This window comes from Serratia sp. J2 (assembly GCF_046269175.1).
GTDB lineage: Bacteria > Pseudomonadota > Gammaproteobacteria > Enterobacterales > Enterobacteriaceae > Chania > Chania fonticola_C.
The window spans coordinates 56,921-82,565 of record NZ_JBKABN010000006.1; the positions used below are offsets into that span (position 1 = coordinate 56,921).

Here is a 25,645-nt window from a genome sequence, read left to right on the forward strand (position 1 = left end):
GAGCTGTAGCTAGGCGACAAGCTTGAAAGACGACGGGTCTTTACTTCCCGCTTTTAACTTTAGTCCATGCCCGGGTAATGACACGGTCAAGTTTCGGCGACTGTACGTTCAGCGTGTACAGTTTGGCGCGAATATCTGCCGGTGGGTAAACGTTCGGGTTATCACGCACCTCGGCATTCACCAGCGGCGTGGCGTCTTTTACCGCGTTGGCATAAAACACGTGGTTGCTGATGTCCGCGATCACTTCTGGCTTGAGCAGGAAGTTCAGGAACTGGTAGGCCGCATCTTTGTTTTTGGCATCGGCTGGCATCGCAAACATGTCAAAGTAGGTCAGCGCCCCTTCTTTTGGAATGGAATAGGCCACATTCACGCCGTTTTTGGCTTCCTTGGCACGGTTGGCGGCCTGCATCACATCACCAGACCAGCCAATAGCCACGCAAATATCCCCATTAGCCAGATCGTTAATGTACTGGGAAGAGTGGAAGTAGCGGATATTCGGGCGCAGCTTCATCAGCAGATCGTTGGCCGCACCGGTGTAATCTTCCGCATTGGTGCTGTTAGGATCTTTGCCGAGATAGTGCAGGATAGTGGCATAGACTTCACTTGGCGCATCCAGGAAGGCGACACCACAACTTTTCAGTTTCTCCAGGTTTTCTGGCTTGAGGATCAGGTCCCAGCTATTGACCGGAGCATCTTTGCCCAGCACCGCTTTGACCTTATCAACGTTATAACCGATGCCGGTGGTCACCATCATGTAAGGGATACCGTACTTATTATCCTTGTCGTTATGCGCGACCAGTTGCAACATTTCGGGATCAAGGTTTTTGTAATTAGGTATCTTGCTCTTGTCCAGCGCTTCAAAAATACCGGCTTTGGACTGGCGCTCAAGGAAGTTGGAGGAAGGAACCACCAAATCATAACCGGTGCTGCCCGCCATCAGTTTGCCTTCCAGAACCTCGTTGGAATCAAAGACGTCATAAACCACTTTGATCCCGGTTTCTTTCTGGAATTTGGCCAGGGTATCCGGCGCAATATAGTCGGACCAATTGTAGATGTGCAGCGTATTGTCTGCGGCCGACGCGGTGAGGCAAGCCGTCATCAGCAAGCCGCCAACCACACCCGATAACCACTTTTTACGTTGGGTGACCATCCGTAACTTCCTCCAAAACCAGGGGTAAATTTGTATCCTGAAAGGATACAACGCCTTTGATTAGCCGAGCGCAATCGTTGCGATCGCGAGTGAATAGCTATGCAGTTGATTGCATGCGATTTTCTCACCTGCCAGCCCACGAGGTCACAAACAGGAGCGTGAGCCTTTAGCAAGATCAGCAGCATAACCGGAGTTGCCAGACGGTGCCAGCCTCCAGGGTAAAAAACGCCGTTTATCGATTAATTATGCACGGGTGCTGTATGTGATGCGGTAATAACGCCCTAAAAGACGATAAATATCTGGCAATCAGGGGAGAAACGCAGGATATCTGTTTGTGGGGAAAAGTTCGGGCTGCGTGCCGCCAGATCTGCGGCACACATAATGTACAGCGAAGATTAATGCAGCATCGGTTGGCTGGCTACGGTAGCCGGGTTCTCTTCTTCATCACCCATAAACAGCAGATCGTTCGCCCTGGCTTCCAGGATCACCATTGAGATCTGTTCTTCACCCTGTTGCATAAAGTGGGCAAACTGCTCATAGGCCACGCCAACAGCGATGCTCAAAGACTGGCAAACGATCAGCTTTGGCAAGTTATCGTCTTGAATATCCACAAAGGCCTTGATGGTCAGTGAGCTGGCATTGATTTGACTGAGATCGGCCACCAGCGGGATCAGTGCGGTTGGCTTGACTTCGGCCAACGCGGAAAACAGGATCACGTTATCCACCAGATCGAGCTTGGCATCGAATACGCCGTCAAAGTTTTGCATGTGCGGCAGGTGTAACGCCTGGCAAGAGTCACATTCAAAAAACGAGATCCCCAACTGATCCAACCAACGTCGTAATAACGCCAAATCGGGGACGATGAGTGAATCCATAAATTACCAGCCTCACAGGGTTCAATGACATGAAAAGGCGCATAGCTTACGGAATATTCAATCGAGATGCCACGATCAAAGCCGCTTAATTCACTAATGCAACAACATCGCACGGCATATCCGAACCTGCGATCCCCCGTATACGCTTGGCGCGACAGTGGAAAGCGCCATTTATCACCCGCCAGATTTCAGACGAAAGCCAGGCCGGGCTCGTTGCTCAATGTACTCAATCATCATGCCTGCAATATCCAACCCGGTGGTGGTTTCAACGCCTTCCAACCCCGGCGATGCATTCACCTCCATCACCAGTGGGCCACGATCGGCACGTAGGATATCAACCCCGGCAACATCCAGCCCCAGCGTCTCCACGGCCTTGATCGCCGTAGCGCGCTCCTTGCCGGTGATATGCACTTTACGGGCCGTGCCACCCCGGTGCAGGTTCGAACGAAACTCCCCAGGCTTTGCCTGCCGTTCAATCGCGGCAACTACCCTACCGCCAACGACCAGGCAGCGAATGTCACAGCCGTTAGCTTCACGGATATACTCCTGCACCAGAATATGGGCGTTCAGGCCACGAAAGGCGTCGATAACGCTCTCCGCCGCCTGGCGAGTTTCGGCCAGTACCACGCCGATACCTTGTGTCCCTTCAACCAGCTTCACCACCAGCGGTGCACCGCCCACCAGTTCAATCAAATCACCGGTGTCATCCGGCGAATGCGCAAAGCCGGTTATGGGCAGATCAATCCCCTGGCGCGCCAGCAGTTGCAGCGAACGCAACTTGTCACGCGCCCGGGTAATGGCCACGGACTCATTGAGCGGATAGCTGCCGAGCAGTTCAAACTGGCGCAGCACGGCGGTGCCATAAAAGGTAATAGCGGAACCAATACGCGGGATCACCGCATCGTAATGTTCCAACTGGCGGCCACGATAATGAATGCTCGGTGCCGCCGGGTTGATATTCATATAACAAGACTGCGGATCGATAACATCAATACGGTGCCCACGCTGCTCTGCGGCTTCACGCAATCTTTTACATGAGTACAGCGAACCATCGCGTGAAAGAATGGCAATTTTCACTCGTCACCCCTAAAGGCGTTGATCACCTGCATTGGCAGGCATTCCCCATAGCCGCGTTTAGTCTTGCGGTCCCTGGTCTTGTTTATCTTTCGGCGGAGTACGCCGATCGTTCTGCGGCGGCTGGCCACCACGCAGTAGCGGGCCGAACCCTTGAACTACGCGCCAGACCAAAAACGCGGCTGCAGGAACCATCATGAACACGCCTAGAAAGATCATGCCAACCGCCGCCTGTTGCGAAGCCAGCATACCCGGCAAACGGACGTAGTCATGAATACTCAGATAAGAGAGTATCAACAGCACCATGCCCAATCCTTCAAGCACCAGCACAGAACGCGGTAAGTCACCGAATGAACGCATATTTTTTTCTCCAGACTCACTGTGTCCAGTGTAGTAAATTCGCCATCACAGCAACAGCCCTAGTTGATTAATCGGTTCTATAAATCAGACCAAGAGGCAGATCCTGCTTTTTTTTAGCCCAGCCAACGGGCATAGTAAGCGCCATGACGTGAGTGATTGCGCAACTGAAGTCTTTTTATGACGGAAGGAATGTCGTTACAATAACGGTTAATTATTAATAACAGACTAGGAGTGTTACATGTTTGCTGTAATCTTCGGGCGTCCGGGCTGTCCTTACTGTGTCCGTGCTAAAGAGCTGGCAGAGAAATTGACTGAAGAGCGTGACGATTTCAACTTCCGTTATGTTGATATCCACGCCGAAGGTATCACCAAGGCCGATTTGGAAAAAACCGTGGGCAAACCGGTAGAAACCGTGCCACAGATCTTTATCGATCAGACCCACATTGGCGGCTGCACCGATTTTGAAGCCTACGCCAAAGAAAACCTGAACCTGTTCCAATAAGCTTCAGGCTCGAACAAAAAAAGGCCACCGAACGCAGGTGGCCTTTTTTACAATTAGTGTTTTTGCCGCCGATAGAACTGTTGCAACGCATGCAACACCATGCGCATTAATAAATACAGCATCCCACCCAACACACACCAGAATACGGCGCTGACCGCGTAAGCCAACTCCTGCCAAAACGAATGGCCGGGCGTTAACCAAAAGTGGCGAATGAGCAAACACAGCGGTACCGCACACAGTGCGCCAAGCAAGGGACACAGGATACGCTGCTTGCTCGACAAATAGCTGGCGATAAAACCGGGAATAATAAACAACAGCAGGCCGGTTTCACCATGATGCTCGGATTCTGTCACGCCGACGGCACCGCTCTTCTGGCCAAGAAAAACCAAGCTAAAGAGCAGAAAGCAGCTGAAAATGCCCACCCAGTATCGATAACTCACCATCCACCTCTCCCCTCATACCCGAAAAACGACGGATATCGCGATGTGACCGCTGACTACATCGTAAAACACAGCCTATCGCACAGACCTTGCGACACACAGCCGAAATCGACAGCGCTGGCTGAACTTTTTCCTTGGTCAAAAAGGGTTAAATACGTATACCGACACAGCTTTATGCTGGCTGTCATACGTGATAGCGACTAGAATAAGTGCCGCCATTCGATGGTTCGGATCGCCTTCCGATGGTTGGTTGTTATCTAAGCTTTATCCATATACTCTATGGCTGAATCTAACTCTTATAGTGTTCTTTATCAAGAACTTACTGGTAAACAATAAGTTATCCCCCGTGAACATAAACGTCGCAAGTTTGTTAAACGGTAACTACATTCTGTTACTGTTTGTGGTACTCGCCCTGGGGCTCTGCCTCGGAAAGGTTCGTCTTGGCTCCGTTCAACTCGGTAATTCCATTGGCGTTTTAGTGGTCTCGCTGTTGCTTGGCCAGCAACACTTTGCCATTAACACCGAAGCGTTAAGCCTCGGCTTCATGCTGTTTATTTTTTGCGTCGGCGTTGAAGCTGGCCCCAATTTCTTCTCGATTTTTTTCCGCGACGGCAAAAACTACTTCATGCTGGCGCTGGTGATGGTCGGTTCAGCCATGGTGATCGCCATCGGTCTGGGTAAGCTGTTCCGCTGGGATATCGGCCTTACCGCCGGCATGCTCGCCGGTTCGATGACCTCCACACCGGTGTTGGTGGGTGCAGGCGACACGCTGCGTAATACCATCACCAGCGGCCCGGCACTGCTTGCTGCCCAAGACCATCTGAGCCTGGGCTACGCCCTGACCTACCTGATTGGCCTGGTCAGCCTGATTTTCGGTGCTCGTTATCTACCGAAACTGCAGCATCAGGATCTCTCAACCTCTGCCCAACAAATCGCCCGTGAGCGCGGCCTGGATACCGATAGCCAGCGCAAGGTTTATTTGCCGGTGATCCGCGCCTATCGCGTCGGCCAGGAACTGGTTGCCTGGGCAGACGGCAAGAACCTGCGCGAGCTCGGCATTTACCGCCAAACCGGTTGTTACATCGAACGAATTCGCCGCAACGGCATTCTGGCCAACCCAGACGGAGATGCGGTGTTACAGGTCGGCGATGAAATCTCACTGGTCGGCTACCCTGATGCTCACGCACGCTTGGACCCAAGCTTCCGTAACGGTAAGGAAGTATTCGACCGGGATCTCTTGGATATGCGCATCGTGACCGAAGAGATCGTGGTCAAAAACAGCAATGCGGTAGGCAAACGCCTGAGCCAGTTGAAGCTGACCGATCATGGCTGCTTCCTCAACCGCGTGATCCGCAGCCAGATTGAAATGCCGATCGATGACAGCATCGTGTTGAACAAAGGCGATGTACTGCAGGTCAGCGGCGATGCCCGCCGGGTAAAAAGCGTGGCAGAGAAGATCGGCTTTATCTCCATTCATAGCCAGGTCACCGATCTGCTGGCATTCTGCGCCTTCTTTATCATCGGCCTGCTGATTGGCCAGATCACCATTCAGTTCACCAGCAGCTTCTCCTTTGGTATCGGTAACGCCGCAGGGCTATTGATGTCCGGCATCATGCTGGGCTTCCTGCGAGCCAACCACCCGACCTTTGGTTATATCCCTCAGGGCGCGTTGAACATGGTGAAAGAGTTCGGCCTGATGGTATTTATGGCCGGTGTGGGTCTGAGCGCAGGGGCCGGTATCGGCAATACCCTTGGCGCAGTAGGTGGTCAGATGCTGATCGCAGGCTTGATCGTCAGCCTGGTACCGGTAGTGATCTGCTTCCTGTTCGGTGCCTACATTCTGCGCATGAACCGTGCCCTGCTGTTTGGTGCCATTATGGGAGCACGTACCTGCGCCCCGGCGATGGAAATCATTAGTGACACTGCACGTAGTAATATTCCTGCGTTGGGATATGCGGGCACCTACGCCATCGCTAACGTGTTGTTAACCTTGGCAGGTTCACTCATCGTGGTGATCTGGCCAGGTTTAATGGGGTAGCAAGGCGGTCTGAGAAGTCGTGCCATGGCGAAATATTTTTTGCTTTTTCTAGCAACCGGTAGAACTTTTCGATCGGGACATAGTCTGAATTAGTGCCACTGCTTTTCTTTGATGTCCCCATTTTGTGGAGCCCGTTAGTCCCGCCTTTTTAGGTTCAAGATTAACGGGTTTTTTGTTGCCTGAAATTTACGCCCCTTAAAAACCGTCACTTAGGGAACGTCATTTTACTGGGTGGCGACAAAGTGGCGGCTCACGTTTTACTGCCATAAAAAAACCTGCTTCGCAGGCTTCTTGTCAGTTTGACTTACACCCCATTGATTAACACACCGTGATGTTAGTAATGCCTTCATTATCAACCTGGGAGCCGCTGGAGGCCATTTGGACGCTAGCTGGGGCCACAACGTCAAAAGGCTCAGGCCGAAGGAGGCGCGCGCCAAAGCCCTACTCGGTGTTGCCGGGCTTGAGCGTAGACTCATCCGTATTGATTACGGCTTTGGGGACTGCGACGGCGCCACTCAAACTCTTATGCAAGCTAGCGGCCTGATTTGATGTCCTGAAGAATGCTTTTCGGTACCCAACCAATATCTTGATCTGAGAGTCGCTGGCACCATACCCAGCCATTCAAGAATTTTATCGCCAGCAATTCATCGCCCTCATTAACATCAAGTTCTTTGGCCGTATAGTCATCTTTAGCTATACCATGACCGGGTATGTTGCTTCGTTCTATGAGTTGTTCTGGAACCCATCCACCGGCATGATTAGGTATTGTACAGAAATACCAATTATCCCAACCTTCATCGCCCTCATACCTATCCCCTATAATAAGCTGAGTTCCACTTTTGAACGTTATAGGATCTGGATATTCACTTCGATGTTGCCCTATTGCGATAAATTTCATGTTAGTCCTCATAAATGCCATCTACCTTCCTCTGACGCTTACGACAATCTGTATGCATACACAGTATGCAACTATTAATTCTCATCGCGCAACTGATCATCTGAAGCCTACCCAATCCAGAGCTTGCTCATACTTCATTGATAGATAGAAAAGTTTTCTTTATAACCACGTGCTACAGCTCAACCCGCGGGTGACAAAGTAACGGCACGATATCAGTCTTCCCCCAGTACAGGTCATGTCGACGATGGCCGTCGATACGACACATAAATACCGAATGCAGCAGTGTATAAAAGCTGGAGGAGACATCTATCACAAATAACGCCAACCGCAATATCATATTTTAAACTGCCAGAATTTAACCTATCGAGGTTATTGACAACACTATTCTTTTAATGACAACGTAGTGAAACGCCGAGGTATTGCCGCTCAACGAAGGAAGTCTGAGATTGATTCAAAATATCATTTATACTAGGGAGGTAAGCATGTAAAACCAACACAATAACAGCACCAGAAATAAAACACCGAATTTTGGCAGTTTAATGATTTTTATGTGTCATTTCACAATCCAGAAAGGATTTATAGGATTGCATTATGAAAGTGAGTTTTTTAGGTTACCTTTTTCTGGTTTTAACCAGTTCCTTTTTTTGTGGGAACTTAAGCGCAGTCAGCACAGGCACGCTTACGGTGAAGTTTGGTCAGACAACGGAGGACACTTTTAAGGCGACTCATCCGGAAGCGGTAAATGTAGGTTATAATAACGAACTCAGAGGGAACATTTATAAAGAAACACCCGATAACAACAAGGACAAGCGAAGCAATATTATTTTTGAAAGTATCAAAGATGTCTTTGTCTTGTTTGATCAGAATAAAAATCTATCCGCACTGCAGTTACAATTTAAAAACGATCAGTTTAGTCTTATCAGTGCAATTCTAGCCAGTAAGTACGCCACCGTCGTAAAGAAAACCCCACTTATCGGCAGTGACTATATGGAGCTATACAATGACGGCGTTTCTATTTACTTGATGGATCCTTTTTTCTATTCAAATACGTCACTCTTCTTTATAAAGACCGATATTAGAGATAAAATTCTAAAAAACCTTCCCTCGGAGATGCTCAATGATGATATTAACGTACTGAATTACCTCGTGGAAAGGAGTTTCCCTTCAATAGAGTAATCCGATCAATGCCTCCTGCTATTATGCAGAATAACATAATAGCGGGCGGAGTAAAAACCAGCATCCCATCAATGTTTTTCTATCGGCACCACCAGCATATCAACCGCAATATGGTTGATCGTACGGCGCGTACTGGATACCAAACGACTCCACATATCGTGGTGGTGACCAAAAATCACCAAATCAATGCCTTTTTCACGAATGGCATTGTTCAGCGCTTCGCTTAGATCACCACGGCCAATGATCACTTCACTGATGGGATACTCCGCCTGCTGCTGGATAGCGTTAAGCATATTTTTCACTCGTTCAGAGAAGGTCTTATCGGCATAATTGAATTCGCCACTACCAAACTCGCTGTAGTGGTTAGCTTGCTCATCGATATAAATCAACGACAGCTTGGCCTGCAGTGCGCCAGCCAATTCAGAACCTTTACGCACCAGTAGTTCGGCATCATCGCTCAGATCGGTTGCAATAACGATATGTTGATAAGTCATATTGTCGGCCCTCCGTATTACCTAATACCCAGCCTGATAACCTACCTATTAATTCTAGTCTAGCCTGAGAGTAGCTGCTTATCCTCTTATCATTCTACTGCTGAAATAACCCATATCGGCATCAGGCACTACTGCAAAATCTGCAGGCAGATAAACTCTTTCATATGTTGATTTAACGCTATACCAAGGCGCAGGAAGTGGTGCAAAACCAGGTAAAACTGGATTCCCAAGTGTCTTAAGCGCCATAGCAAGCGTGAGCTAACCCATTGTTTACTCAAACGGGCGCAGCATGATACTGCCCCCTATGTTGTCACCTCGGAGAGGGAATGTCTGCAGCCTCGGTGCCGATCCGCATTCAAGCCCTCCGGCCCCATCTTCGATTCCAGAAAGGTTCAGAAAATAAAGAAAATATATGATGGTGTGATATGCCCATGAACTCCTTATACTCGGCCCTGTCGATAAGCAAAATCACCAGGCCTCCATCACCCAACCCTTTCCCCTCCCATTCGACGCTTACTCCCAGATTAATCCAGACTTCGGCTTAATCATTTACCCATGATTGGCCCTGAGTGCCGGAAACGCCACGCGCCATCATCAGGATAACGCAATGTCAATTTCTCCCTCTGCCCGGGTCGCAAGCAACAGCTTGATTGAACCGGGGGCGATTATCGGTGCGCGCGTCAGCATTGGCCCCTTCTGCATCATCGCAGCTGGCGTCGAGGTTGGTGATGACACGGTGATAGCCTCTCATGTCAGTATTAGCGGCCTCACCCGTATTGGCTGCAATAACGTTATCGGGCAGTTTTCCACTATCGGCGAAGTGAATCAGGATTTGAAATATGCTGGTGAAGCCACGGACGTGTTGATCGGCGACAGAAACAGGATCGGCAAAAATGCGACCATTCATCGCGGTACTGCTCAAGGCTATCGGCGAACGACTATCGGCAATGACAACCTGTTCTTGAACAATGTCCACATTGGACATGATTGCATTGTCGGCAATACCACGGTTATTGGTGATAACTCGGGGCTGGCCGGGCATGTTGAACTGGATGATTTTGTGCAGATCGGCAATATGTGCGCGATACATCAGTTTTGTCTGTTGGGTGCTCATGCGCATATCGCCCATCAGTCCGGCGTGGTGCAGGATGTTCCACCTTTTGTCAGCGCCAGTGGCAATCACGCGGCCCCCATCGGTGTTAACGAATCAGCGGCAGCCTTTCAATCACTGGACGCTCAGCAACAGCAAATGATCCAAGCCCTGTACAACAGGCTATATCATCATGCGTTGGCGATCGATAAGGTGAAACAGGAGGTGCAGCTTTTGAGCGAAACCTATCCGCTATTGCAATGGTTTACTTCTTTCTTCTCACGCTCGGCGCGCGGCATTATCCGCTAGGCTCTGCTGTGAACCATTCCATTGAATATTCAATTGAGCGCCGCACGCAGCTAAGCATGCGGCGCCCCTAAATGGCGTAGTCTACAGGCGTTTATTTAGTTACCGCACGGCCAGTATTTTCGCTGGCTGACCAGATACGATAGCGCACCTCGACGTCATTCGGCACGTAAACCACGATCGGCAAGCGGCTGTTATAACGTTGCATTGCGGCATCCCCCAGATGAGCGGCAACGAACTCCTTACGCTTGGTATTATCCGGGCAAGCCATCATGGTAGAGGCCGGAGCCGAGAGCTTCGGCAGTACAAAATAGTTGTAACCCCAACCGGCCAGCGTTTTACTCTCCAGATTGCCGCCCATCATGTGGCGATTGCAATCCACTTCCAGCGTTTGGCCAATCAGCAGTTCAACCTTAAAGTTTTCTTCATTCTCCTGCTTGGGTAAATAAATGACCTGCCGGCTCATGCCCGGCTCTGCTTTCGGGAACGGTGCTACTTTTTCCAACGGCTGCATATTGAGATCGTCAGTACTTGCGGTGGTTGCAGCAACGGCGCTGACAGACGCAGCCATCAGCAGGCTGGTCACTACCATAGAAAGCTTGTTCATTTTTTATCCTTACAATTCATAACCTAATACCCAACTACGCTAGCATACTTTACGCCGTTAAATTATAGGCCAAATCTGGATATCGTCCCCAAGCCTCTTGCCATTCATTAAGGTTTTCTTAAGACGGGATGATTACAGTAGCCTGATCCATTACCGCCTATGAGCCACCGTGTGAACCCATCAAACGCCAAACATTCGTCATTAAATCAATCCTCAACGACTAGCCAAATTCAGACTGGCGCCCTTTACTCCTTGCCCACATCCTTTTACCGTTGGCAAGCCTTTGGGCTGATGGTGGCTGCGTTGTTGTTTATCTGGCTGTCACGCAATGAACAACTGGATTGGGCGGTCAGTAATTATTGGTATGACGCCGCCAGCCAGCGTTTTCCTTGGCAGAACAACTACTGGCTGGATCTGATCAACCATCGGTTGTTAAAGATATCGGTGATCGCCGGAGCGGTGCTGGCGCTGTTTTGGGGAATTTATCGCCGTAACGCGCGGCTGATCGTCACCATGCTGTTGATCGGCATTGGGCCGTTGGTGGTGGGGATCCTAAAAGCCACCAGCGCACACTCATGCCCTTGGGATCTGCTGGAGTACGGTGGCAAAGCGATGTCGTTTCCCCTGTTTGGCAGCACGCCAGCCTTTCCGGGGCCTGGCCGTTGCTTCCCCGGTGGCCACGCTTCCAGTGGCTTTGCCGTGATGGCACTGTTCTTTCTGTTTTATCCGCAACGCCCGCGCCTGGCTTACTGGTGCTGGCTGTGCGGTATTACGCTCGGCATGCTTATGGGACTTGGCCAGATCATGCGAGGCGCACATTTTCTTTCCCATAACCTGTGGGCCGGGTGGTGGGTTTGGTTCAGCCAACTGGCTGTTTATTGGTGTATTAGCGGCTATTTCCGCCGTAAAACGAGGTAATACTTAATGGAGCAGTTGAACTATCTTCTTTTCGCCTGGATCAATGCCACTCCGGCCAGCCCGGAATGGTTAATCGATCTTGCCACTTTCATCGCCCGGGATCTGATCGCCATTATCCCTCTGCTGATTGTTGGCCTGTGGTTCTGGGGGGCACATGGCCAACTGGCAGCACAGCGAGAAGTGGTAGCTAAAACGACCATTGCCCTGTTATTTGCCATGAGCGCGGCAGCCACCATCGGTGCGCTGTTGCCCCATGAACGCCCGTTTGTCACCGGTATTGGCTATACCTTTCTGGCACATGCACCAGATAGTTCCTTCCCCAGCGATCATGGCACCGCCATCTTCACCTTCGCCCTGGCCTTCCTGTGCTGGCATCGCGCCTGGTCCGGACTTTTGCTGATGGTCGTGGCAATCGCCATTGCCTGGTCCCGGGTATTCCTCGGCGTGCACTGGCCACTGGATATGGTGGGCGGTTTCCTGGTGGGTTGCGTAGGCTGTCTGTTTGCCCAATTGGTATGGAACCTGTTTGGTGATGCCATCGCCCAGCGTCTGACCCGCCTGTATCATTTTCTGTTCGCCTTCCCGATCCGTAAAGGATGGGTGAAGGAGTAATACCTGCCCGCGGGGGGCTTGCCCCCCGCCAGCTATAGCATACCGGTCGTCACGCGGAACTCCCGCATCTCCCCCGCTTTTAACATCACTGCCATTGGTATCGCTGCGACCTCTGGGCTGCAACTGGCTGGCTGGACAAAAGCCGTCGCCCGCGAGTTGGCTCGTGGCCGCTGTAAGACGGCATAGCTGAATTGGCCGGTGGCAAAACGGGTTACAAACCTTCTGCCGCACGGTGCCAGCATAAAGAACTCGGCCTGATCGACATACAGCGAGAGGTCGTCAGAGCAAATGACCTGCTGTGGATTATCACGGATATTGAGCGCACAACCCGGCAGATTTTGGCGGAAAACGGCCCCCTCTTCGCAGGCATAGTTCATATGGCACATATAACTCAATGGCTGGGCCTGCTCGGCCAGGTTGTTGATCACCATTTCAATACTGAACTGTGTGCTGCTGGCGGCTAGCTGAACGGCCGGTTGGATGCGGCAAGGGCCGTCGGCCGTGCTGACTCGTACAGTGATCGCTTTCTCCTCTACCTCCAGCCAGACATCAATCACCGGACCATGATCAGGTGGCAAGCCTTGGTGAGAGGCAAAGCAACCACGGGTATCATGACGCCGTGGCTGTGCCCGGCTAGCTTTTGATTTGAGAGACTGGCCGTCAAACACCGCATCCCAAATCATCAAATCCTGGTAAGGCAATAACGTTAAGGTACCCCGCTGGTTTTGCAGCGCCAACGCGGCGATATCACCAGGAAACATAAACGCGGTCACCGTAAAACCAGCGCCGCAATACACTTCATTCGGCTGTGTGCCGAACAATCCAGGGCTCAGATTAATGATCGTCTTCATCTTCTTTCCTCAGGGGCAGCCGTTGCGCAGTGAACGGATTGGTCAAGGTGTAATCTATGTTATTTAAATAACATTTACCAGCCCATTCTGTGGCAGGTGATGCTCATCAATTCCGCTAATGACTCAAAAATTAGTGTTAATACAGCTACCAATTGCGATGTGACGATGTTAGGATTATAACATTACTAACATCCAAAGCGTTATTACACCCACTGAGGAATGACCATGACTACTGAACAGATTGATTACGCTCGCTATATCGACCATACCCTGCTGGCTATGGACACCACGGAAAGCCAGATCAACCAACTGTGCGAAGAAGCGCGTCAGCATAATTTCTATGCCGTTTGCGTTAACTCGGGTTATGTCCCGTTTGCCGCTCACCTGCTGCAGGAAAGCAACGTTAAAGTATGCTCGGTTATCGGCTTCCCTCTGGGGGCGGGTTTGACCGTCTCCAAAGCTTTCGAAGCCAAAGCTGCCATTGCCGCCGGTGCCCAGGAAATCGACATGGTGATCAACGTCGGTTGGCTGAAAAGCGGCCTGAATGACGAAGTGAAGGCCGATATCGCCGCGGTGCGTGAAGTTTGCGCGGCTATTCCGTTGAAGGTAATATTGGAAACCTGTCTGCTCAGCGATGAACAAATCGTTGTGGTTTGTGAAATGTGTCGTGAACTGGATGTCGCTTTCGTTAAAACCTCTACCGGTTTCAGCACTGGCGGCGCTCGTGAAGACCACGTCAAACTGATGCGTGCTACCGTGGGCAGCGAGATGGGCGTCAAAGCCTCTGGCGCAGTGCGCGATCGCGCTACCGCAGGGAAAATGATTGCCGCCGGAGCAACACGTATCGGCACCAGCTCGGGCGTTGCGATCGTTTCTGGCGATGCGGCTGACGCAGGTAGCTACTGATTTTCGCTAGCTCTATCTAGTTATAACAACAAAAATACCCTATGGATTTCGAGCTGCAGCCAGGCGACAAGCTTACTCATCCCCAGGCGCTTACTTTTGGGTAAGTGACTGAGGTGAGTAAGCGCAGGTAACAACGTTGCAGCTTGAAAGACGACGGGTATAATGCGGGGTTGTGCCCTCAGTGCGAACTGGGTCTGCACTACTCCGCATTATTGTGTTGGAGCGAACGAAAAAGACTTTTGGCTCCTTTATCCCTTTCGGCCACACTTGAGAAACCTGGGGTATAAACCTGTAGGAATAACTGATGGAAACCCGGCGCGACGAACGTATCAACCGGCTAGTTCAGGCTCTAAAGCGTTCTGACAAGATCCACTTAAAAGAAGCAGCCGCACTGCTCGGCGTCTCGGAAATGACCATCCGACGCGATCTCAGTGCCGAGCCTGCTGCGGTGGTCTTGCTTGGGGGTTATGTCGTAGCCGATCCGCGAATCAACGGGGTGACCAATTACTTTGTCTCCGATCAGAAAGCCAAACAGGTGGCGGAAAAGCGCCGTATTGGCATGCTGGCAGCTCCGTTGGTCAACGAAAATGACACGGTGTTCTTTGACTGTGGCACCACCACCCCGGCCATTATCGACGCTATTGCCGATGAACTCCCCTTTACCGCCATCTGCCACTCACTCAACACCTTCCTGGCGCTGCAGGACAAACCCAATTGCAAGGTGATCCTGTGCGGCGGCGAATTCAAACCGAGCAACTACATTTTCACCGCTATTGGCCAACATAACGAGTTGGACCACATCTGCCCTAACGTGGCCTTTATCTCAGCGGCAGGCATCACTTTGCAGCACGGCGCAACCTGCTTCAACCTTGACGAGCTGGCGATGAAACACAAAGCGTTGGACAAGGCGCAGCAAAAGATCCTGGTCGCCGACCACAGCAAATTTTCCCAAACCAAGCCAGCCTGCATCGGGCCACTGGCCTTGTTCGATAAAGTCATCACCGATCGCCAACCTGACCCCGAGTTCATCGACTTTTTCAACCAACACGCCGTTACTTTGCGTTTCTGATCTTGGCCTCACGGCCGATTTTATGCCGTGTCCCCGGAGCGACTTCAGGGACACGGTTGCGAATTTCTCGTTAAACTCAGGTTTTTTTTTAAGCAATTAAACTTAAAATATTCCTAATGGCCGATAATTACAGGTTAATGGATTGCAACAACTTGCCAGCGTTATTATTCCGCGCAGAACATTATTGCAGTAATTTGCATCAAATCTTCCCCAGATAACATGTCTCCTTTCTTCCACCAGGCCCGTTAAGCCGCCTTTTGGCAAAAAATTATCGGCTACTTTTAATCAAATTAGCAGTATTTAGCCTTATTTATATGATGATTAAAAACGTCTTATTACGGCCATCATCTTCCAGCCACATTGACGGTGAAAATCATAAAATAATCTTAAAAACAATAAGATAAGATTTTCCCCCTTAATAACCAAACGTGATCTACATCACTAAAACGGCTAAATCCGGCTTTTTAGCTAGATCCAAACCAGCACATAAAATATATTGCTCGCCCTGCCACACAAGACAGGTTTTTATCCGGTTAAACATTACACAAACCGGATAAAGGTTGTGGGATTAGTGAGAGCGGTTGCAGCATGATGTTTCGCACAAACGCGCAACATTTGCATGAAAATTTACAATAAAAGCCTTTAGCCGCACACATCACGCATTTGGGAGCGGGATCACGGTTGTTTCTGCTGTAAATCGTTATCTTGCCGCCAACAAAATCGGTGGGCAGTTTCTCCTCCGACAGAAACATCGGCGTTGACACCGTTAACAGCAGAAACCATTTGGACAGGTTAGCAACATCATTAGCCTGATAAACAATTCAGAGGCGCAATTCATCCTCTAGTTGTAACAACTGATTTTACCACTGGTGAGACAGCCACTTATTTCACCAGCGGATTTTAAACTTAAGTTTTTCTTTTTATTTTAAATTATCGTGTTCACCTCGGAGATATTTATGGACACTACACAGACTGGCACTATCGCCTCTGCAGCCTCAGGTTCCAGCACGGCCTGGCGTAAATCAGATACCATGTGGATGTTGGGCCTCTACGGCACCGCCATCGGCGCTGGCGTCTTGTTCTTGCCAATCAACGCCGGTATCGGCGGTTTAATCCCGCTGATCATCATGGCCATCATCGCCTTCCCGATGACCTTCTTCGCCCACCGTGGCCTGTGCCGTTTCGTTTTGTCCGGCAAAAACCCAGGTGAAGACATCACCGAAGTGGTAGAAGAACACTTTGGCATCAGCGCGGGTAAACTGATTACCCTGCTCTACTTCTTCGCCATTTACCCAATCCTGCTGGTTTATAGCGTCGCGATCACCAACACCGTGGACAGCTTCATCACCCACCAGTTGGGTATGGCTTCGCCACCGCGTGCCATCCTGTCGCTGATCCTGATCGTTGGCCTGATGGGCATCGTGCGTTTCGGTGAGCAGGCGATCGTGAAGACCATGAGTATCCTGGTATTCCCGTTTGTTGCGGTGCTGATGCTGCTGGCGCTATACCTGATCCCTAACTGGAGCAGTGCCATCTTCGAAAACGTCTCACTGGCCGGTTCTGGCGGCAGCCTGGGCCACGGCCTGGTGATCACCCTGTGGCTGGCAATCCCGGTTATGGTGTTCTCGTTCAACCACTCACCGATCATCTCCGCCTTTGCAGTCGCAAAACGCGAAGAGTACGGCGTGGACGCTGAGAAGAAATGTTCCCGCATCCTGGGCTACGCACACATCATGATGGTGCTGACCGTGATGTTCTTTGTTTTCAGCTGCGTGCTGAGCCTGTCCCCGGCGGATCTGGCCGAAGCCAAAGCGCAAAACATCTCCATCCTGTCTTACCTGGCTAACCACTTTAACAACCCGGTGATCGAGTACATCGCACCAGTCATCGCCTTTATCGCCATCACCAAATCCTTCCTGGGCCACTACCTCGGTGCTCGTGAAGGCTTTAACGGCATGATTGCCAAATCGATGAGAAGCCGTGGCAAAACCATCACCACCCACAAGCTGAACCGCATCACTGCCATCTTCATGCTGGTGACCACCTGGATCGTTGCCACACTGAACCCAAGCATTCTGGGTATGATCGAGAACCTGGGCGGCCCAATCATCGCGATGCTGCTGTTCCTGATGCCGATGTATGCGATCCGTAAAGTGCCTGCCATGCGCAAGTACAGTGGCCACATCAGCAACGTATTTGTGGTCGTGATGGGCCTGATTGCCATCTCTGCCATCCTGTACACCCTGTTCGGTTAATAGCGCTCAGCCGGTGCCTTATGGCACCGGCTATCTCGAATCTCCCCCTCCTGCCCCGCCGCGAACTCAAGCATGACCCCTATGCCCCCTAAACGGCAGGCTGAGGGAATTAACTTCAAGAAGGAAGCGAGACTATGGTCAGCGTTTTCGATATTTTCAAAATTGGCATCGGCCCTTCCAGTTCCCACACCGTCGGCCCGATGAAGGCCGGTAAACAGTTTATTGATGATTTGCAGGCCGCCGGGCAACTCCACGATACAACGCGGGTGGCGGTTGACGTCTACGGCTCACTGTCACTGACGGGTAAAGGGCACCATACCGACATCGCGATTATTATGGGCCTGGCGGGCAATCTGCCCCATGACGTGGACATCGACAGCATCGCCGGCTTTATTCGTGATGTAGAGCAGCGTGGCCGCCTGTTGTTGGCAAAGGGTGAGCACGAGGTCGATTTTCCACAGCTTGGTGGCATGAACTTCCACAGCACTAACCTGCCGCTGCACGAAAACGGCATGTCGATCAGCGCCTATGCTGGCGATCGGTTGCTGCACAGCAAAACCTATTACTCCATCGGCGGCGGATTTATCGTTGATGAAGAAAACTTCGGCCAATCGGCCAACAATAGCGTTGCGGTCCCCTACCCTTATCGTTCCGCGCTGGATTTGCAGCAGCACTGCAAAGATACCGGGCTTTCACTTTCCGGATTGGTGATGCAGAACGAACTGGCATTGCGCAGCAAAGCAGAGATCGAAGCGCACTTTGCCGACGTCTGGCAGGTGATGCGTGCCGGTATCGAACGCGGTATGAATACCGAAGGGTTGCTCCCCGGCCCGATGAAGGTACAGCGCCGTGCCGCCGCCCTACGCCGCATTCTGGTAACCGGTGACAAGAACAATATCGACCCGATGAACGTAGTTGATTGGATCAATATGTTCGCGTTCGCGGTCAACGAAGAGAACGCAGCGGGTGGCCGAGTGGTAACGGCCCCCACCAACGGTGCCTGCGGTATCATTCCAGCGGTGCTGGCGTATTACGACCAGTTTATCCGCCCGGTGAACACCAACTCCTACAGCCGTTACTTCCTGACTGCCGGTGTGATCGGCACGCTGTACAAGATGAATGCTTCAATCTCCGGCGCTGAAGTGGGCTGCCAAGGGGAAGTCGGCGTTGCCTGCTCAATGGCGGCAGCTGGTCTGGCGGAGCTGATGGGCGGCAGCCCGGCACAGGTTTGTATCGCCGCAGAGATTGCCATGGAGCACCATCTTGGGCTGACCTGCGATCCACTGGCCGGACAGGTTCAGGTGCCTTGTATCGAACGTAACGCGATTTCTGCCGTGAAGGCGGTCAACGCCGCACGTATGGCACTGCGTCGCACCAGCGAGCCGCGCGTTTGCCTGGATAAGGTGATCGAAACCATGTACGAAACCGGCAAGGACATGAATTCCAAATACCGCGAGACCTCTCAGGGCGGATTAGCCATCAAGGTAGTGGCATGTAATTAATCTGGCAGAAGGGGCCACTGTTGGCCCCTTATCAAACAAAGATTAGCCGAAAATACCGCCGAACCACTGGGTCAACTTCATCATCACAAAGTCCCACATGCGGCTAAAGAAGTTCCCTTCTTTCACTTCCTGCATCACCACCAGCGGGTGCTGTTCGATAGTTTTGCCATCCAGTTGGAAATCGATGGTACCTACCACCTGATTTTTCGCCAGCGGCGCTTCCAGCGTCGGTTGATTAAGCTTGTAGCTGGCCTTCAGGTTTTTCATCTGCCCCTTGGGAATAGTGACGGCGGCATCCTTCGCCACGCCCAGCGGCACCTCGCCCACGTCACCAAACCACACTTTCTGCGTCACAAAGGCTTTATCGGCCTTGATTGGCGTTGCGGTTTCATAGAAACGGAAGCCCCAGGTCAGCAACTTCTCGCTTTCGCTAAAGCGCACACGGTCACTCGGAGCCCCTAGCACTACCGAAATCAGGCGCATTGGGCCATCGGTGGCCGAGGCGACCAGGTTATGCCCGGCCCCGCCGGTGTAACCGGTTTTGATACCATCCACATTCAGGTTGGTGCTCCACAGCAGGCGGTTACGGTTTATCTGGCGGATCTTGTTGAAGGTGAACTCTTTTTCTTTATGCAACGCGTACTCATCCGGCACGTCGCGGATCAGCGCCTGGCTCAGCAACGCCATATCGCGTGCGGTGCTGTACTGCCCTTCGGCATCCAGACCATGCACGGTCAGGAAGTGGGTATTTTGCAGGCCGAGGGACTTGCCATAATTGTTCATCAAGCCAACGAACGAATCCTGGCTACCCGCCACGAAGTCCGCCAAGGCGATGCTGGCGTCGTTACCTGACTGGATGACGATGCCTTTATTGAGTTCCGATACCGGTACCTGGTCGCCAGGTTTGATAAACATCAAAGAAGAACCACGAAGCACCGGGTTGCCGGTTGCCCAGGCATCTTTGCCCACGGTGACCAGATCGTCCGGTTTGATTTTACCGGCTTTCATCGCCTGACCAATCACGTAGCTGGACATGATTTTAGTCAGGCTCGCGGGATCCAGGCGGGTATCCGCATTACCTTCTGCCAGGATCTTGCCGCTGTTGTAATCCATCAAGACATAGGCTTTCGCATCGACCTGTGGTGCGGCCGGAGCCTCTGCTGCCTGTACGGTAGGCACAACCAACAACATGACACCTACACTGAGGGCCAATTTACCAAGAGAAGTGGAACGGTTATTTTTCATCATGACGTCGCCAGAGTGTCCATTCAAACCATTGAAATAGCGTTAACTTTCAAACATGTTCACGTTTTCAGCCAACCAGCGAGAGTGGCACGAGGCCGCGCTGCCAACCGCGAAATACCCAGCGGCTCCCATTTGGGCCAACGCGGCACCAAAAGTGCCCTCGCTGTGAGTTTATTAGATTGCTCTTATTTTTGCAGGGTTTAGGCTGATTTTTCTGCATTTTTACATAACTGTACGTTACCGCAGAGAAATTGGTTGGAAATCAGGCTATGTGCCAGGTTATGCAAACTTTCAACAAACCGTCGCCGCACTGTCATCAAAGTTACTTATGCTCTGCGCATTTCACCGCGGCAACTGGCTCGCAGCCGCGCGTATCCGTTATCCTGTAGCCCGCAGCATTCCTTGCCGGAGAAATATTGATGGATTTAGCCCTGTTCGACCTGGATGAAACCCTGATTGATGATGACAGCGCCAGCCTGTGGGTTCGCTGGCTGGTGGCCGAAGGGTTCGCCCCGGCAGAGTTGGAACGCCAAGAGCAGTTGTTGATGCAATCCTATTATCAGGGCCAGCTGTCGATGGAAGATTATATGCAGGCAACGCTGGTTCCGCTGGTGGGCCTGAGTACCCAAACCGTCGCCGGTTGGGTGCAGCGCTATATTCGCCGGGATATCCTGCCCCGCGTCTACCCCGCGGCACGCGAACGCATGCAATGGCATCGCGAACGCGGCGACTGCATTCTGGTGATTTCTGCTACCGGCGAACACCTGGTTACCCCCATTGCCGAGCAACTGGGAGCCGATGGCGCGCTGGCGATCGGTGTCGAAGTGGCAGATGGCCGTTTTACTGGCAATACCTACGGCACCATGACCTATCAGCAGGGTAAGGTCATCCGCCTGCAACAATGGTTGCAGCAACACCCTGAGCTTCAATTTGCCCATAGCCACGGCTACAGCGACTCCATTAACGATAAAGCCATGCTGGAGTACGTCGACAGCGCTACCGTCATCAATCCCAATAGCGATCTGCGTGCGCTGGCAGATCGGCACGATTGGGAGGTCTGCCACTGGGAACGCTGATTTCAAGGTGACAAAAACGGCTTTGTAGCGTAGGTATGAGGGTTACTTTTATCTGTCGATGAAGAGGTGCTTTGTGCTGACCATTTGGGGCCGTGAAAATTCCAACAACGTCAAAAAAGTGCGCTGGTGTGCCGCAGAGTTAGGGCTGAATTACACCCATATCAACGCCGGTGGTGCCTTCGGCAAGGTTAACGAAGAACCTTACCGATCGCTTAACCCCAACGGCCTTGTGCCGCTCTTGCAGGATGGGAATTTCGTGCTGTGGGAATCCAATACCATCGTGCGTTATCTGGCGGCCAAGTTCGGCCAGACGCCATTTTACCCGCAGGATCTCCAGGCTCGCGCTGCGGCAGAAAAATGGATGGACTGGAATACCTCAACCATTGCCGCCCCCTTCCGCACCGTGTTCTGGGGTATGGTTCGCACTCCGCCCGAAAAGCGCGATATGGCTCAGATTAAGGCCGCCATTGCTGAACTGGAGCAACACTTTGCTATCATCGAACGCACATTGGCTGAGCAGCCCTATCTCTCAGGCCAAGAGTTCGGCATCGGCGATATTCCGCTCGGCAGCTTTGTTTACGCCTGGTTTTCCATGCCGATCGAACGCCAGCCCAGCCCGCATATGGAGCGCTGGTATCAACGGTTGTGCGCACGCCCTGCTTATCAACACTCAGTAATGATCCCACTCACTTGATTGCCATAGTGCCCCTAACGGGGCACTTCGTACAACGGAGGTACGAAGCAGTATGTCATTGTTTTATTTACAGGTACGCCGTAACCATCTGACATTGAAAAGCCTTGATACCCAGAAGAGCGCCGCTAGAGTCGGGCCTTTCAGCACTCAACGGCTGCTGATCGGCCAGTTTTTTATTGCCGAATACTGCCTGCACAATCTGGTACCGCAGTTCTTTCCTGGGTTTATCAACCAGCTTAAACGCCGCCATTTTCGTCATGACATCGTGATCCATGCAATGGAAATGTTGGAAGGCGGCGTTAGCCAGGTAGAGCAGCGGATCCTGCAGGAAATTACCGTTGCAAGTTTCCCCAAAGGATATCACTCAGTTTATGCAGACCCACATCCCCTGAGTGATGATAGGGTAAAACGCATTTTCTTAATGAATTCTGACCAGGTGCTTACCGCCGCCGATCTCAAACTCACCTAAATTTCAATATGTTGCATTTTCCCTGCGCTGTGCTTAAGTTAGTTGAACCATCCAGGAGGCACCATGAAAATCACCGTAACAGATGCTCTACAGCCAGAAGATACCGAAGAGATTCGCAATCATTTGAAGACTTTTAACTACCAATTTGTCGGCGATATCCTGAACAAAAACATTGGGGTTTTTGTCCTGGATGATCAGGGGAATAAACTCGCCGGGTTAACCGGCAGCACCGTAGGCCGCTGGCTGAGCATTGAGCTGCTATGGGTTTCCGATACATTGCGGGGCGAAGGGGTCGGCAGGAAGATAATCCAGACGGCCGAACAGCAGGCGATTGCCGCAGGGTGCCGCTATGCTCGGGTGGATACTTTCAGTTTCCAGGCTCGGCCATTCTACGAAAAACAGGGCTATCAGCTTCAGATGACACTACACAATTATCCGGTAGAGCATGAACGCTATTTCTTCACCAAAACCCTCACAGACTGACAGGTAACGCGATGGATACCCAGGCAATGGTCATCAACTGCGTGGCGTACAAGGCCGGTAAACGGCTGACCGACGTGACGATTGAGGATATCAGCGAAGTGGTCAAGGAGCCGGATACCTTTATCTGGCTGGGCTTGTGGCAACCGGAAGACGCGTTCATGCGCAAGATCCAGGAGGAGTTTGGTCTGCACGATCTGGCGATCGAAGATGCCCTTTGCGCCCACCAGCGGCCAAAAATAGAAACCTACGGTGACTCGCTGTTCATCGTGGTGAAAACCGCACAGTGGATGAAAGAAGAAGTCGAATACGGTGAGACCCACTTTTTCGTTGGTAAAAACTTCCTGATCAGCGTGCGCCACGGTGCCTCTTCCAGCTATGCCCCTATCCGCGCCAAGGCAGAGGAAAACCCTAAGCAGCTGTGCTACGGGCCTGGTTTTGCGCTGTATTCGGTATTGGATTTTATCGTCGACAACTATCGCCATATCGTCGGCAAGTTTGAAACGATGATCGAAGACATCGAGTCCAACATGTTCAGATCGGAGTTTGACGAAACCGCCATCGAAAACGTCTACAGCCTGCGCCGACACCTGCTCGGCCTGCGTAATGCTGCCCTGCCGATGGATGAGATCTGCAACCAACTTATTCATCTGCACGAGGATGTGATCCCCAAAGAGCTGCGGGCCTACGTTCGCGACGTACAGGACCATACTCGGCAGGTCGCCAGCACGCTAGACGATATGCGTGAAATGCTGACCAACGCCATGCACGTCAATCTGGCATTGGTGACCGTCAAACAAAACGAAGTGGTTAAGCGATTGGCTGGCTGGGGGGCGATCCTGGCCATTCCAACGGTGATCTTCAGCCTGTACGGCATGAACTTCGCCGATATGCCCGAATTGAAGTTCCCCTGGGCTTACCACACCACTCTGGGCGTTACCGTCGCCGGTTGCTTCTTCCTGTACCAAAAACTCAAGCGTTCCGGCTGGTTATAGATCGCCAGCAAAACGGCCTATACTGCCAGGGCCGAGACTGCTGCTGGCTATGTTACGTAGGGCGCTGCATGCGCCCGTCTGGCTTTGTCATCAATCTGGGCCATTTTTGTTTACGCCGCCAACATATAACGGTGTAATTTCCCGTTGCCCAAGTGTAAAATCCGCCCGTTTCTATTTTGGATTGAGCTATGTCACAAACTATGACCCCAAAAGCCCCCCGTGTCGGCTTTGTCTCACTAGGTTGCCCGAAAAACCTGGTTGATTCTGAACGGATCCTGACTGAACTGCGTAACGAAGGTTACCAGGTAGTGCCCCGCTATGATGATGCCGAGCTGGTGATCGTGAACACCTGCGGCTTTATCGACAGCGCCGTTCAAGAGTCGCTGGAAGCAATCGGTGAAGCCTTGAACGAGAATGGCAAGGTGATTGTGACCGGCTGCCTCGGTGCCAAGGAAAACCAAATCCGTGAGGTGCATCCGAAAGTCCTGGAAATTACCGGGCCGCACAGCTACGAACAGGTTTTGTCCCACGTTCACCAATATGTGCCGAAACCGGAACATAACCCCTTTACCAGTCTGACCCCGGCGCAGGGCGTGAAGCTGACGCCAAAGCACTACGCCTACCTGAAGATTTCCGAAGGCTGCAACCATCGCTGCACCTTCTGCATCATCCCATCGATGCGTGGCGATCTGGACAGCCGCCCGATCGGCTCCGTGCTGGATGAAGCCAAACGCCTGGTGGAATCTGGGGTGAAAGAGCTGCTGGTGATCTCACAAGACACCTCGGCCTACGGCGTCGATGTCAAACACCGCACCGGTTTCTGGAACGGCCAGCCGGTAAAAACCAGCATGGTCAGCCTGTGTGAACAGCTTTCCAGCCTGGGTGCCTGGGTGCGCCTGCACTACGTTTACCCTTACCCGCACGTGGATGACGTGATCCCGCTGATGGCAGCAGGCAAGATCCTGCCTTATCTGGATATTCCACTGCAGCACGCCAGCCCGAAAATCCTCAAGCTGATGAAACGCCCTGGCGCGGTTGAACGCACGCTGGAGCGCATCAAGCGCTGGCGCGAAATCTGCCCGGAACTGACGCTGCGCTCCACCTTTATCGTTGGCTTCCCTGGGGAAACCGAAGAAGACTTCCAGATGCTGCTCGACTTCCTGGCCGAAGCCAAGCTGGATCGCGTTGGCTGCTTCAAGTTCAGCCCGGTAGAGGGTGCTGCCGCTAATGAACTGGCCGACCCGGTACCAGAAGAAGTGAAGGAAGAACGCTTCCATCGCTTTATGCAGTTGCAGCAGCAAATCTCCGCCCAACGCTTGCAAGACAAGATTGGCCGCGAAGTGCTGGTGCTGATCGACGAAGTGGATGAGGAAGGTGCCATTGGCCGCAGCATGGCGGACGCACCGGAAATCGACGGCGCGGTTTACCTCAACGGTGAAGCCAATGTCAAAGTCGGTGACATCGTCAAAGTGAAGATTGAGAACGCCGACGAGTACGATCTCTGGGGTTCCAAGGTCTGACTTCGACCACCGCGAAAAACAATAAAGGGGTTAGCAGCAGTGC

General features: G+C 51.9%; 26 protein-coding genes. 16 read left to right on the forward strand and 10 right to left on the reverse strand.

Annotated features, from left to right (window positions below; all coding sequences use genetic code 11):
- Positions 1-40 precede the first annotated feature (40 nt).
- The 4 genes from potF to ACKWMY_RS08385 all read right to left on the reverse strand — a co-directional run bounded on the left by potF (position 41) and on the right by ACKWMY_RS08385 (position 3,459).
- Positions 41-1,150 carry a spermidine/putrescine ABC transporter substrate-binding protein PotF gene (gene potF, locus ACKWMY_RS08370; RefSeq protein ID WP_199063597.1) on the reverse strand — a complete coding sequence of 370 codons (1,110 nt, stop codon included), beginning with the start codon at positions 1,148-1,150 and terminating at the stop codon, positions 41-43.
- A 395-nt stretch (positions 1,151-1,545) separates the two neighbouring features.
- Positions 1,546-2,025 (reverse strand): YbjN domain-containing protein, encoded by a 480-nt coding sequence (locus ACKWMY_RS08375; protein ID WP_024528635.1) that lies wholly within the window; start codon positions 2,023-2,025, stop codon positions 1,546-1,548.
- A gap of 174 nt (positions 2,026-2,199) precedes the next feature.
- Positions 2,200-3,102, reverse strand: coding sequence for a 30S ribosomal protein S6--L-glutamate ligase (gene rimK / locus ACKWMY_RS08380; RefSeq protein ID WP_059200358.1), 903 nt, complete (start codon positions 3,100-3,102; stop codon positions 2,200-2,202).
- 57 nt (positions 3,103-3,159) lie between these two features.
- Positions 3,160-3,459 carry a YbjC family protein gene (locus ACKWMY_RS08385; protein WP_021804980.1) on the reverse strand — a complete coding sequence of 100 codons (300 nt, stop codon included), beginning with the start codon at positions 3,457-3,459 and terminating at the stop codon, positions 3,160-3,162.
- A 238-nt stretch (positions 3,460-3,697) separates the two neighbouring features.
- Between ACKWMY_RS08385 and ACKWMY_RS08390 the strand changes: the two genes are divergently transcribed.
- Positions 3,698-3,961, forward strand: a complete 264-nt coding sequence (locus ACKWMY_RS08390; protein WP_021804981.1) for a GrxA family glutaredoxin — start codon at positions 3,698-3,700, stop codon at positions 3,959-3,961.
- A 53-nt stretch (positions 3,962-4,014) separates the two neighbouring features.
- Here ACKWMY_RS08390 and ACKWMY_RS08395 read toward each other — a convergent pair whose 3' ends face one another.
- The gene (locus tag ACKWMY_RS08395) at positions 4,015-4,404 is read right to left on the reverse strand and encodes an inner membrane protein YbjM (protein ID WP_065685365.1); all 390 of its coding nucleotides are present in this window, start codon (positions 4,402-4,404) and stop codon (positions 4,015-4,017) included.
- Between the two features lie 343 nt (positions 4,405-4,747).
- Here ACKWMY_RS08395 and ACKWMY_RS08400 point away from each other — a divergent pair, with 343 nt between their 5' ends.
- The gene (locus tag ACKWMY_RS08400) at positions 4,748-6,439 is read left to right on the forward strand and encodes an aspartate:alanine antiporter (protein WP_024528631.1); all 1,692 of its coding nucleotides are present in this window, start codon (positions 4,748-4,750) and stop codon (positions 6,437-6,439) included.
- Between the two features lie 532 nt (positions 6,440-6,971).
- On the opposite strand, the gene ACKWMY_RS08405 is transcribed toward ACKWMY_RS08400, so the two are convergent.
- Complete coding sequence (locus tag ACKWMY_RS08405; RefSeq protein ID WP_308871603.1) at positions 6,972-7,337, reverse strand: SH3 domain-containing protein; 366 nt, start codon at positions 7,335-7,337, stop codon at positions 6,972-6,974.
- 591 nt (positions 7,338-7,928) lie between these two features.
- On the opposite strand from ACKWMY_RS08405, the gene ACKWMY_RS08410 reads away from it, so the two are divergent.
- Positions 7,929-8,513 carry a hypothetical protein gene (locus ACKWMY_RS08410; protein ID WP_211135843.1) on the forward strand — a complete coding sequence of 195 codons (585 nt, stop codon included), beginning with the start codon at positions 7,929-7,931 and terminating at the stop codon, positions 8,511-8,513.
- A gap of 68 nt (positions 8,514-8,581) precedes the next feature.
- Here ACKWMY_RS08410 and ACKWMY_RS08415 read toward each other — a convergent pair whose 3' ends face one another.
- Positions 8,582-9,007 carry a universal stress protein gene (locus ACKWMY_RS08415; RefSeq protein WP_024528628.1) on the reverse strand — a complete coding sequence of 142 codons (426 nt, stop codon included), beginning with the start codon at positions 9,005-9,007 and terminating at the stop codon, positions 8,582-8,584.
- Positions 9,008-9,614: 607 nt separating this feature from the next.
- Between ACKWMY_RS08415 and lpxA the strand changes: the two genes are divergently transcribed.
- Positions 9,615-10,406 (forward strand): acyl-ACP--UDP-N-acetylglucosamine O-acyltransferase, encoded by a 792-nt coding sequence (gene lpxA, locus ACKWMY_RS08420; protein ID WP_024528627.1) that lies wholly within the window; start codon positions 9,615-9,617, stop codon positions 10,404-10,406.
- Between the two features lie 91 nt (positions 10,407-10,497).
- On the opposite strand, the gene eco is transcribed toward lpxA, so the two are convergent.
- On the reverse strand, positions 10,498-11,010 hold the full coding sequence (gene eco, locus ACKWMY_RS08425) for a serine protease inhibitor ecotin (protein ID WP_409486161.1): 513 nt from the start codon (positions 11,008-11,010) through the stop codon (positions 10,498-10,500).
- Positions 11,011-11,169: 159 nt separating this feature from the next.
- Here eco and ACKWMY_RS08430 point away from each other — a divergent pair, with 159 nt between their 5' ends.
- The gene (locus ACKWMY_RS08430; protein ID WP_199063775.1) at positions 11,170-11,928 is read left to right on the forward strand and encodes a phosphatase PAP2 family protein; all 759 of its coding nucleotides are present in this window, start codon (positions 11,170-11,172) and stop codon (positions 11,926-11,928) included.
- Between the two features lie 6 nt (positions 11,929-11,934).
- Entirely contained in the window at positions 11,935-12,540 is a 606-nt protein-coding gene (gene ybjG, locus ACKWMY_RS08435; RefSeq protein WP_074028904.1) for an undecaprenyl-diphosphate phosphatase, read from the forward strand.
- A gap of 32 nt (positions 12,541-12,572) precedes the next feature.
- On the opposite strand, the gene ACKWMY_RS08440 is transcribed toward ybjG, so the two are convergent.
- A complete protein-coding gene (locus ACKWMY_RS08440; RefSeq protein WP_409486162.1) occupies positions 12,573-13,391 on the reverse strand; it encodes a hypothetical protein in 819 nt (272 codons plus the stop codon).
- A gap of 225 nt (positions 13,392-13,616) precedes the next feature.
- Between ACKWMY_RS08440 and deoC the strand changes: the two genes are divergently transcribed.
- From deoC to ACKWMY_RS08460, 4 genes are all read left to right on the forward strand, one after another.
- On the forward strand, positions 13,617-14,297 hold the full coding sequence (gene deoC / locus ACKWMY_RS08445) for a deoxyribose-phosphate aldolase (protein WP_409486163.1): 681 nt from the start codon (positions 13,617-13,619) through the stop codon (positions 14,295-14,297).
- A 304-nt stretch (positions 14,298-14,601) separates the two neighbouring features.
- Positions 14,602-15,366: a DNA-binding transcriptional repressor DeoR gene (gene deoR / locus ACKWMY_RS08450; protein ID WP_308871593.1), complete on the forward strand. Its 765-nt coding sequence runs from the start codon at positions 14,602-14,604 to the stop codon at positions 15,364-15,366.
- A 956-nt stretch (positions 15,367-16,322) separates the two neighbouring features.
- Complete coding sequence (locus ACKWMY_RS08455) at positions 16,323-17,621, forward strand: HAAAP family serine/threonine permease (RefSeq protein ID WP_065685373.1); 1,299 nt, start codon at positions 16,323-16,325, stop codon at positions 17,619-17,621.
- 134 nt (positions 17,622-17,755) lie between these two features.
- Positions 17,756-19,123, forward strand: a complete 1,368-nt coding sequence (locus tag ACKWMY_RS08460) for an L-serine ammonia-lyase (RefSeq protein WP_308871590.1) — start codon at positions 17,756-17,758, stop codon at positions 19,121-19,123.
- 42 nt (positions 19,124-19,165) lie between these two features.
- Here ACKWMY_RS08460 and ACKWMY_RS08465 read toward each other — a convergent pair whose 3' ends face one another.
- Positions 19,166-20,371 carry a serine hydrolase gene (locus ACKWMY_RS08465; RefSeq protein ID WP_261161357.1) on the reverse strand — a complete coding sequence of 402 codons (1,206 nt, stop codon included), beginning with the start codon at positions 20,369-20,371 and terminating at the stop codon, positions 19,166-19,168.
- A 416-nt stretch (positions 20,372-20,787) separates the two neighbouring features.
- On the opposite strand from ACKWMY_RS08465, the gene ACKWMY_RS08470 reads away from it, so the two are divergent.
- The 6 genes from ACKWMY_RS08470 to rimO all read left to right on the forward strand — a co-directional run bounded on the left by ACKWMY_RS08470 (position 20,788) and on the right by rimO (position 25,602).
- Positions 20,788-21,444, forward strand: coding sequence for an HAD family hydrolase (locus tag ACKWMY_RS08470; RefSeq protein WP_199063538.1), 657 nt, complete (start codon positions 20,788-20,790; stop codon positions 21,442-21,444).
- 73 nt (positions 21,445-21,517) lie between these two features.
- Complete coding sequence (locus ACKWMY_RS08475) at positions 21,518-22,138, forward strand: glutathione S-transferase family protein (protein WP_409486164.1); 621 nt, start codon at positions 21,518-21,520, stop codon at positions 22,136-22,138.
- 52 nt (positions 22,139-22,190) lie between these two features.
- Complete coding sequence (locus ACKWMY_RS08480) at positions 22,191-22,607, forward strand: YjaA family stress response protein (protein WP_074028892.1); 417 nt, start codon at positions 22,191-22,193, stop codon at positions 22,605-22,607.
- A 63-nt stretch (positions 22,608-22,670) separates the two neighbouring features.
- Positions 22,671-23,090 (forward strand): GNAT family N-acetyltransferase, encoded by a 420-nt coding sequence (locus ACKWMY_RS08485; RefSeq protein WP_409486165.1) that lies wholly within the window; start codon positions 22,671-22,673, stop codon positions 23,088-23,090.
- Between the two features lie 11 nt (positions 23,091-23,101).
- Complete coding sequence (locus tag ACKWMY_RS08490; RefSeq protein ID WP_211134798.1) at positions 23,102-24,082, forward strand: magnesium and cobalt transport protein CorA; 981 nt, start codon at positions 23,102-23,104, stop codon at positions 24,080-24,082.
- 188 nt (positions 24,083-24,270) lie between these two features.
- On the forward strand, positions 24,271-25,602 hold the full coding sequence (gene rimO / locus ACKWMY_RS08495) for a 30S ribosomal protein S12 methylthiotransferase RimO (RefSeq protein WP_211134797.1): 1,332 nt from the start codon (positions 24,271-24,273) through the stop codon (positions 25,600-25,602).
- Positions 25,603-25,645: the final 43 nt, after the last annotated feature.

Bases quoted from the DNA above. Each gene is read 5' to 3' on its own strand.
- potF (WP_199063597.1), bottom strand. From the start codon at position 1,150: ATGGTCACCCAACGTAAAAAGTGGTTATCGGGTGTGGTTGGCGGCTTG.
- ACKWMY_RS08375 (WP_024528635.1), bottom strand. From the start codon at position 2,025: ATGGATTCACTCATCGTCCCCGATTTGGCGTTATTACGACGTTGGTTG.
- ACKWMY_RS08385 (WP_021804980.1), bottom strand. From the start codon at position 3,459: ATGCGTTCATTCGGTGACTTACCGCGTTCTGTGCTGGTGCTTGAAGGA.
- ACKWMY_RS08390 (WP_021804981.1), top strand. From the start codon at position 3,698: ATGTTTGCTGTAATCTTCGGGCGTCCGGGCTGTCCTTACTGTGTCCGT.
- ACKWMY_RS08395 (WP_065685365.1), bottom strand. From the start codon at position 4,404: ATGGTGAGTTATCGATACTGGGTGGGCATTTTCAGCTGCTTTCTGCTC.
- ACKWMY_RS08405 (WP_308871603.1), bottom strand. From the start codon at position 7,337: ATGAAATTTATCGCAATAGGGCAACATCGAAGTGAATATCCAGATCCT.
- ACKWMY_RS08410 (WP_211135843.1), top strand. From the start codon at position 7,929: ATGAAAGTGAGTTTTTTAGGTTACCTTTTTCTGGTTTTAACCAGTTCC.
- ACKWMY_RS08415 (WP_024528628.1), bottom strand. From the start codon at position 9,007: ATGACTTATCAACATATCGTTATTGCAACCGATCTGAGCGATGATGCC.
- lpxA (WP_024528627.1), top strand. From the start codon at position 9,615: ATGTCAATTTCTCCCTCTGCCCGGGTCGCAAGCAACAGCTTGATTGAA.
- eco (WP_409486161.1), bottom strand. From the start codon at position 11,010: ATGAACAAGCTTTCTATGGTAGTGACCAGCCTGCTGATGGCTGCGTCT.
- ACKWMY_RS08430 (WP_199063775.1), top strand. From the start codon at position 11,170: ATGAGCCACCGTGTGAACCCATCAAACGCCAAACATTCGTCATTAAAT.
- ybjG (WP_074028904.1), top strand. From the start codon at position 11,935: ATGGAGCAGTTGAACTATCTTCTTTTCGCCTGGATCAATGCCACTCCG.
- ACKWMY_RS08440 (WP_409486162.1), bottom strand. From the start codon at position 13,391: ATGAAGACGATCATTAATCTGAGCCCTGGATTGTTCGGCACACAGCCG.
- deoC (WP_409486163.1), top strand. From the start codon at position 13,617: ATGACTACTGAACAGATTGATTACGCTCGCTATATCGACCATACCCTG.
- deoR (WP_308871593.1), top strand. From the start codon at position 14,602: ATGGAAACCCGGCGCGACGAACGTATCAACCGGCTAGTTCAGGCTCTA.
- ACKWMY_RS08455 (WP_065685373.1), top strand. From the start codon at position 16,323: ATGGACACTACACAGACTGGCACTATCGCCTCTGCAGCCTCAGGTTCC.
- ACKWMY_RS08460 (WP_308871590.1), top strand. From the start codon at position 17,756: ATGGTCAGCGTTTTCGATATTTTCAAAATTGGCATCGGCCCTTCCAGT.
- ACKWMY_RS08465 (WP_261161357.1), bottom strand. From the start codon at position 20,371: ATGATGAAAAATAACCGTTCCACTTCTCTTGGTAAATTGGCCCTCAGT.
- ACKWMY_RS08470 (WP_199063538.1), top strand. From the start codon at position 20,788: ATGGATTTAGCCCTGTTCGACCTGGATGAAACCCTGATTGATGATGAC.
- ACKWMY_RS08480 (WP_074028892.1), top strand. From the start codon at position 22,191: ATGTCATTGTTTTATTTACAGGTACGCCGTAACCATCTGACATTGAAA.
- ACKWMY_RS08485 (WP_409486165.1), top strand. From the start codon at position 22,671: ATGAAAATCACCGTAACAGATGCTCTACAGCCAGAAGATACCGAAGAG.
- ACKWMY_RS08490 (WP_211134798.1), top strand. From the start codon at position 23,102: ATGGATACCCAGGCAATGGTCATCAACTGCGTGGCGTACAAGGCCGGT.
- rimO (WP_211134797.1), top strand. From the start codon at position 24,271: ATGTCACAAACTATGACCCCAAAAGCCCCCCGTGTCGGCTTTGTCTCA.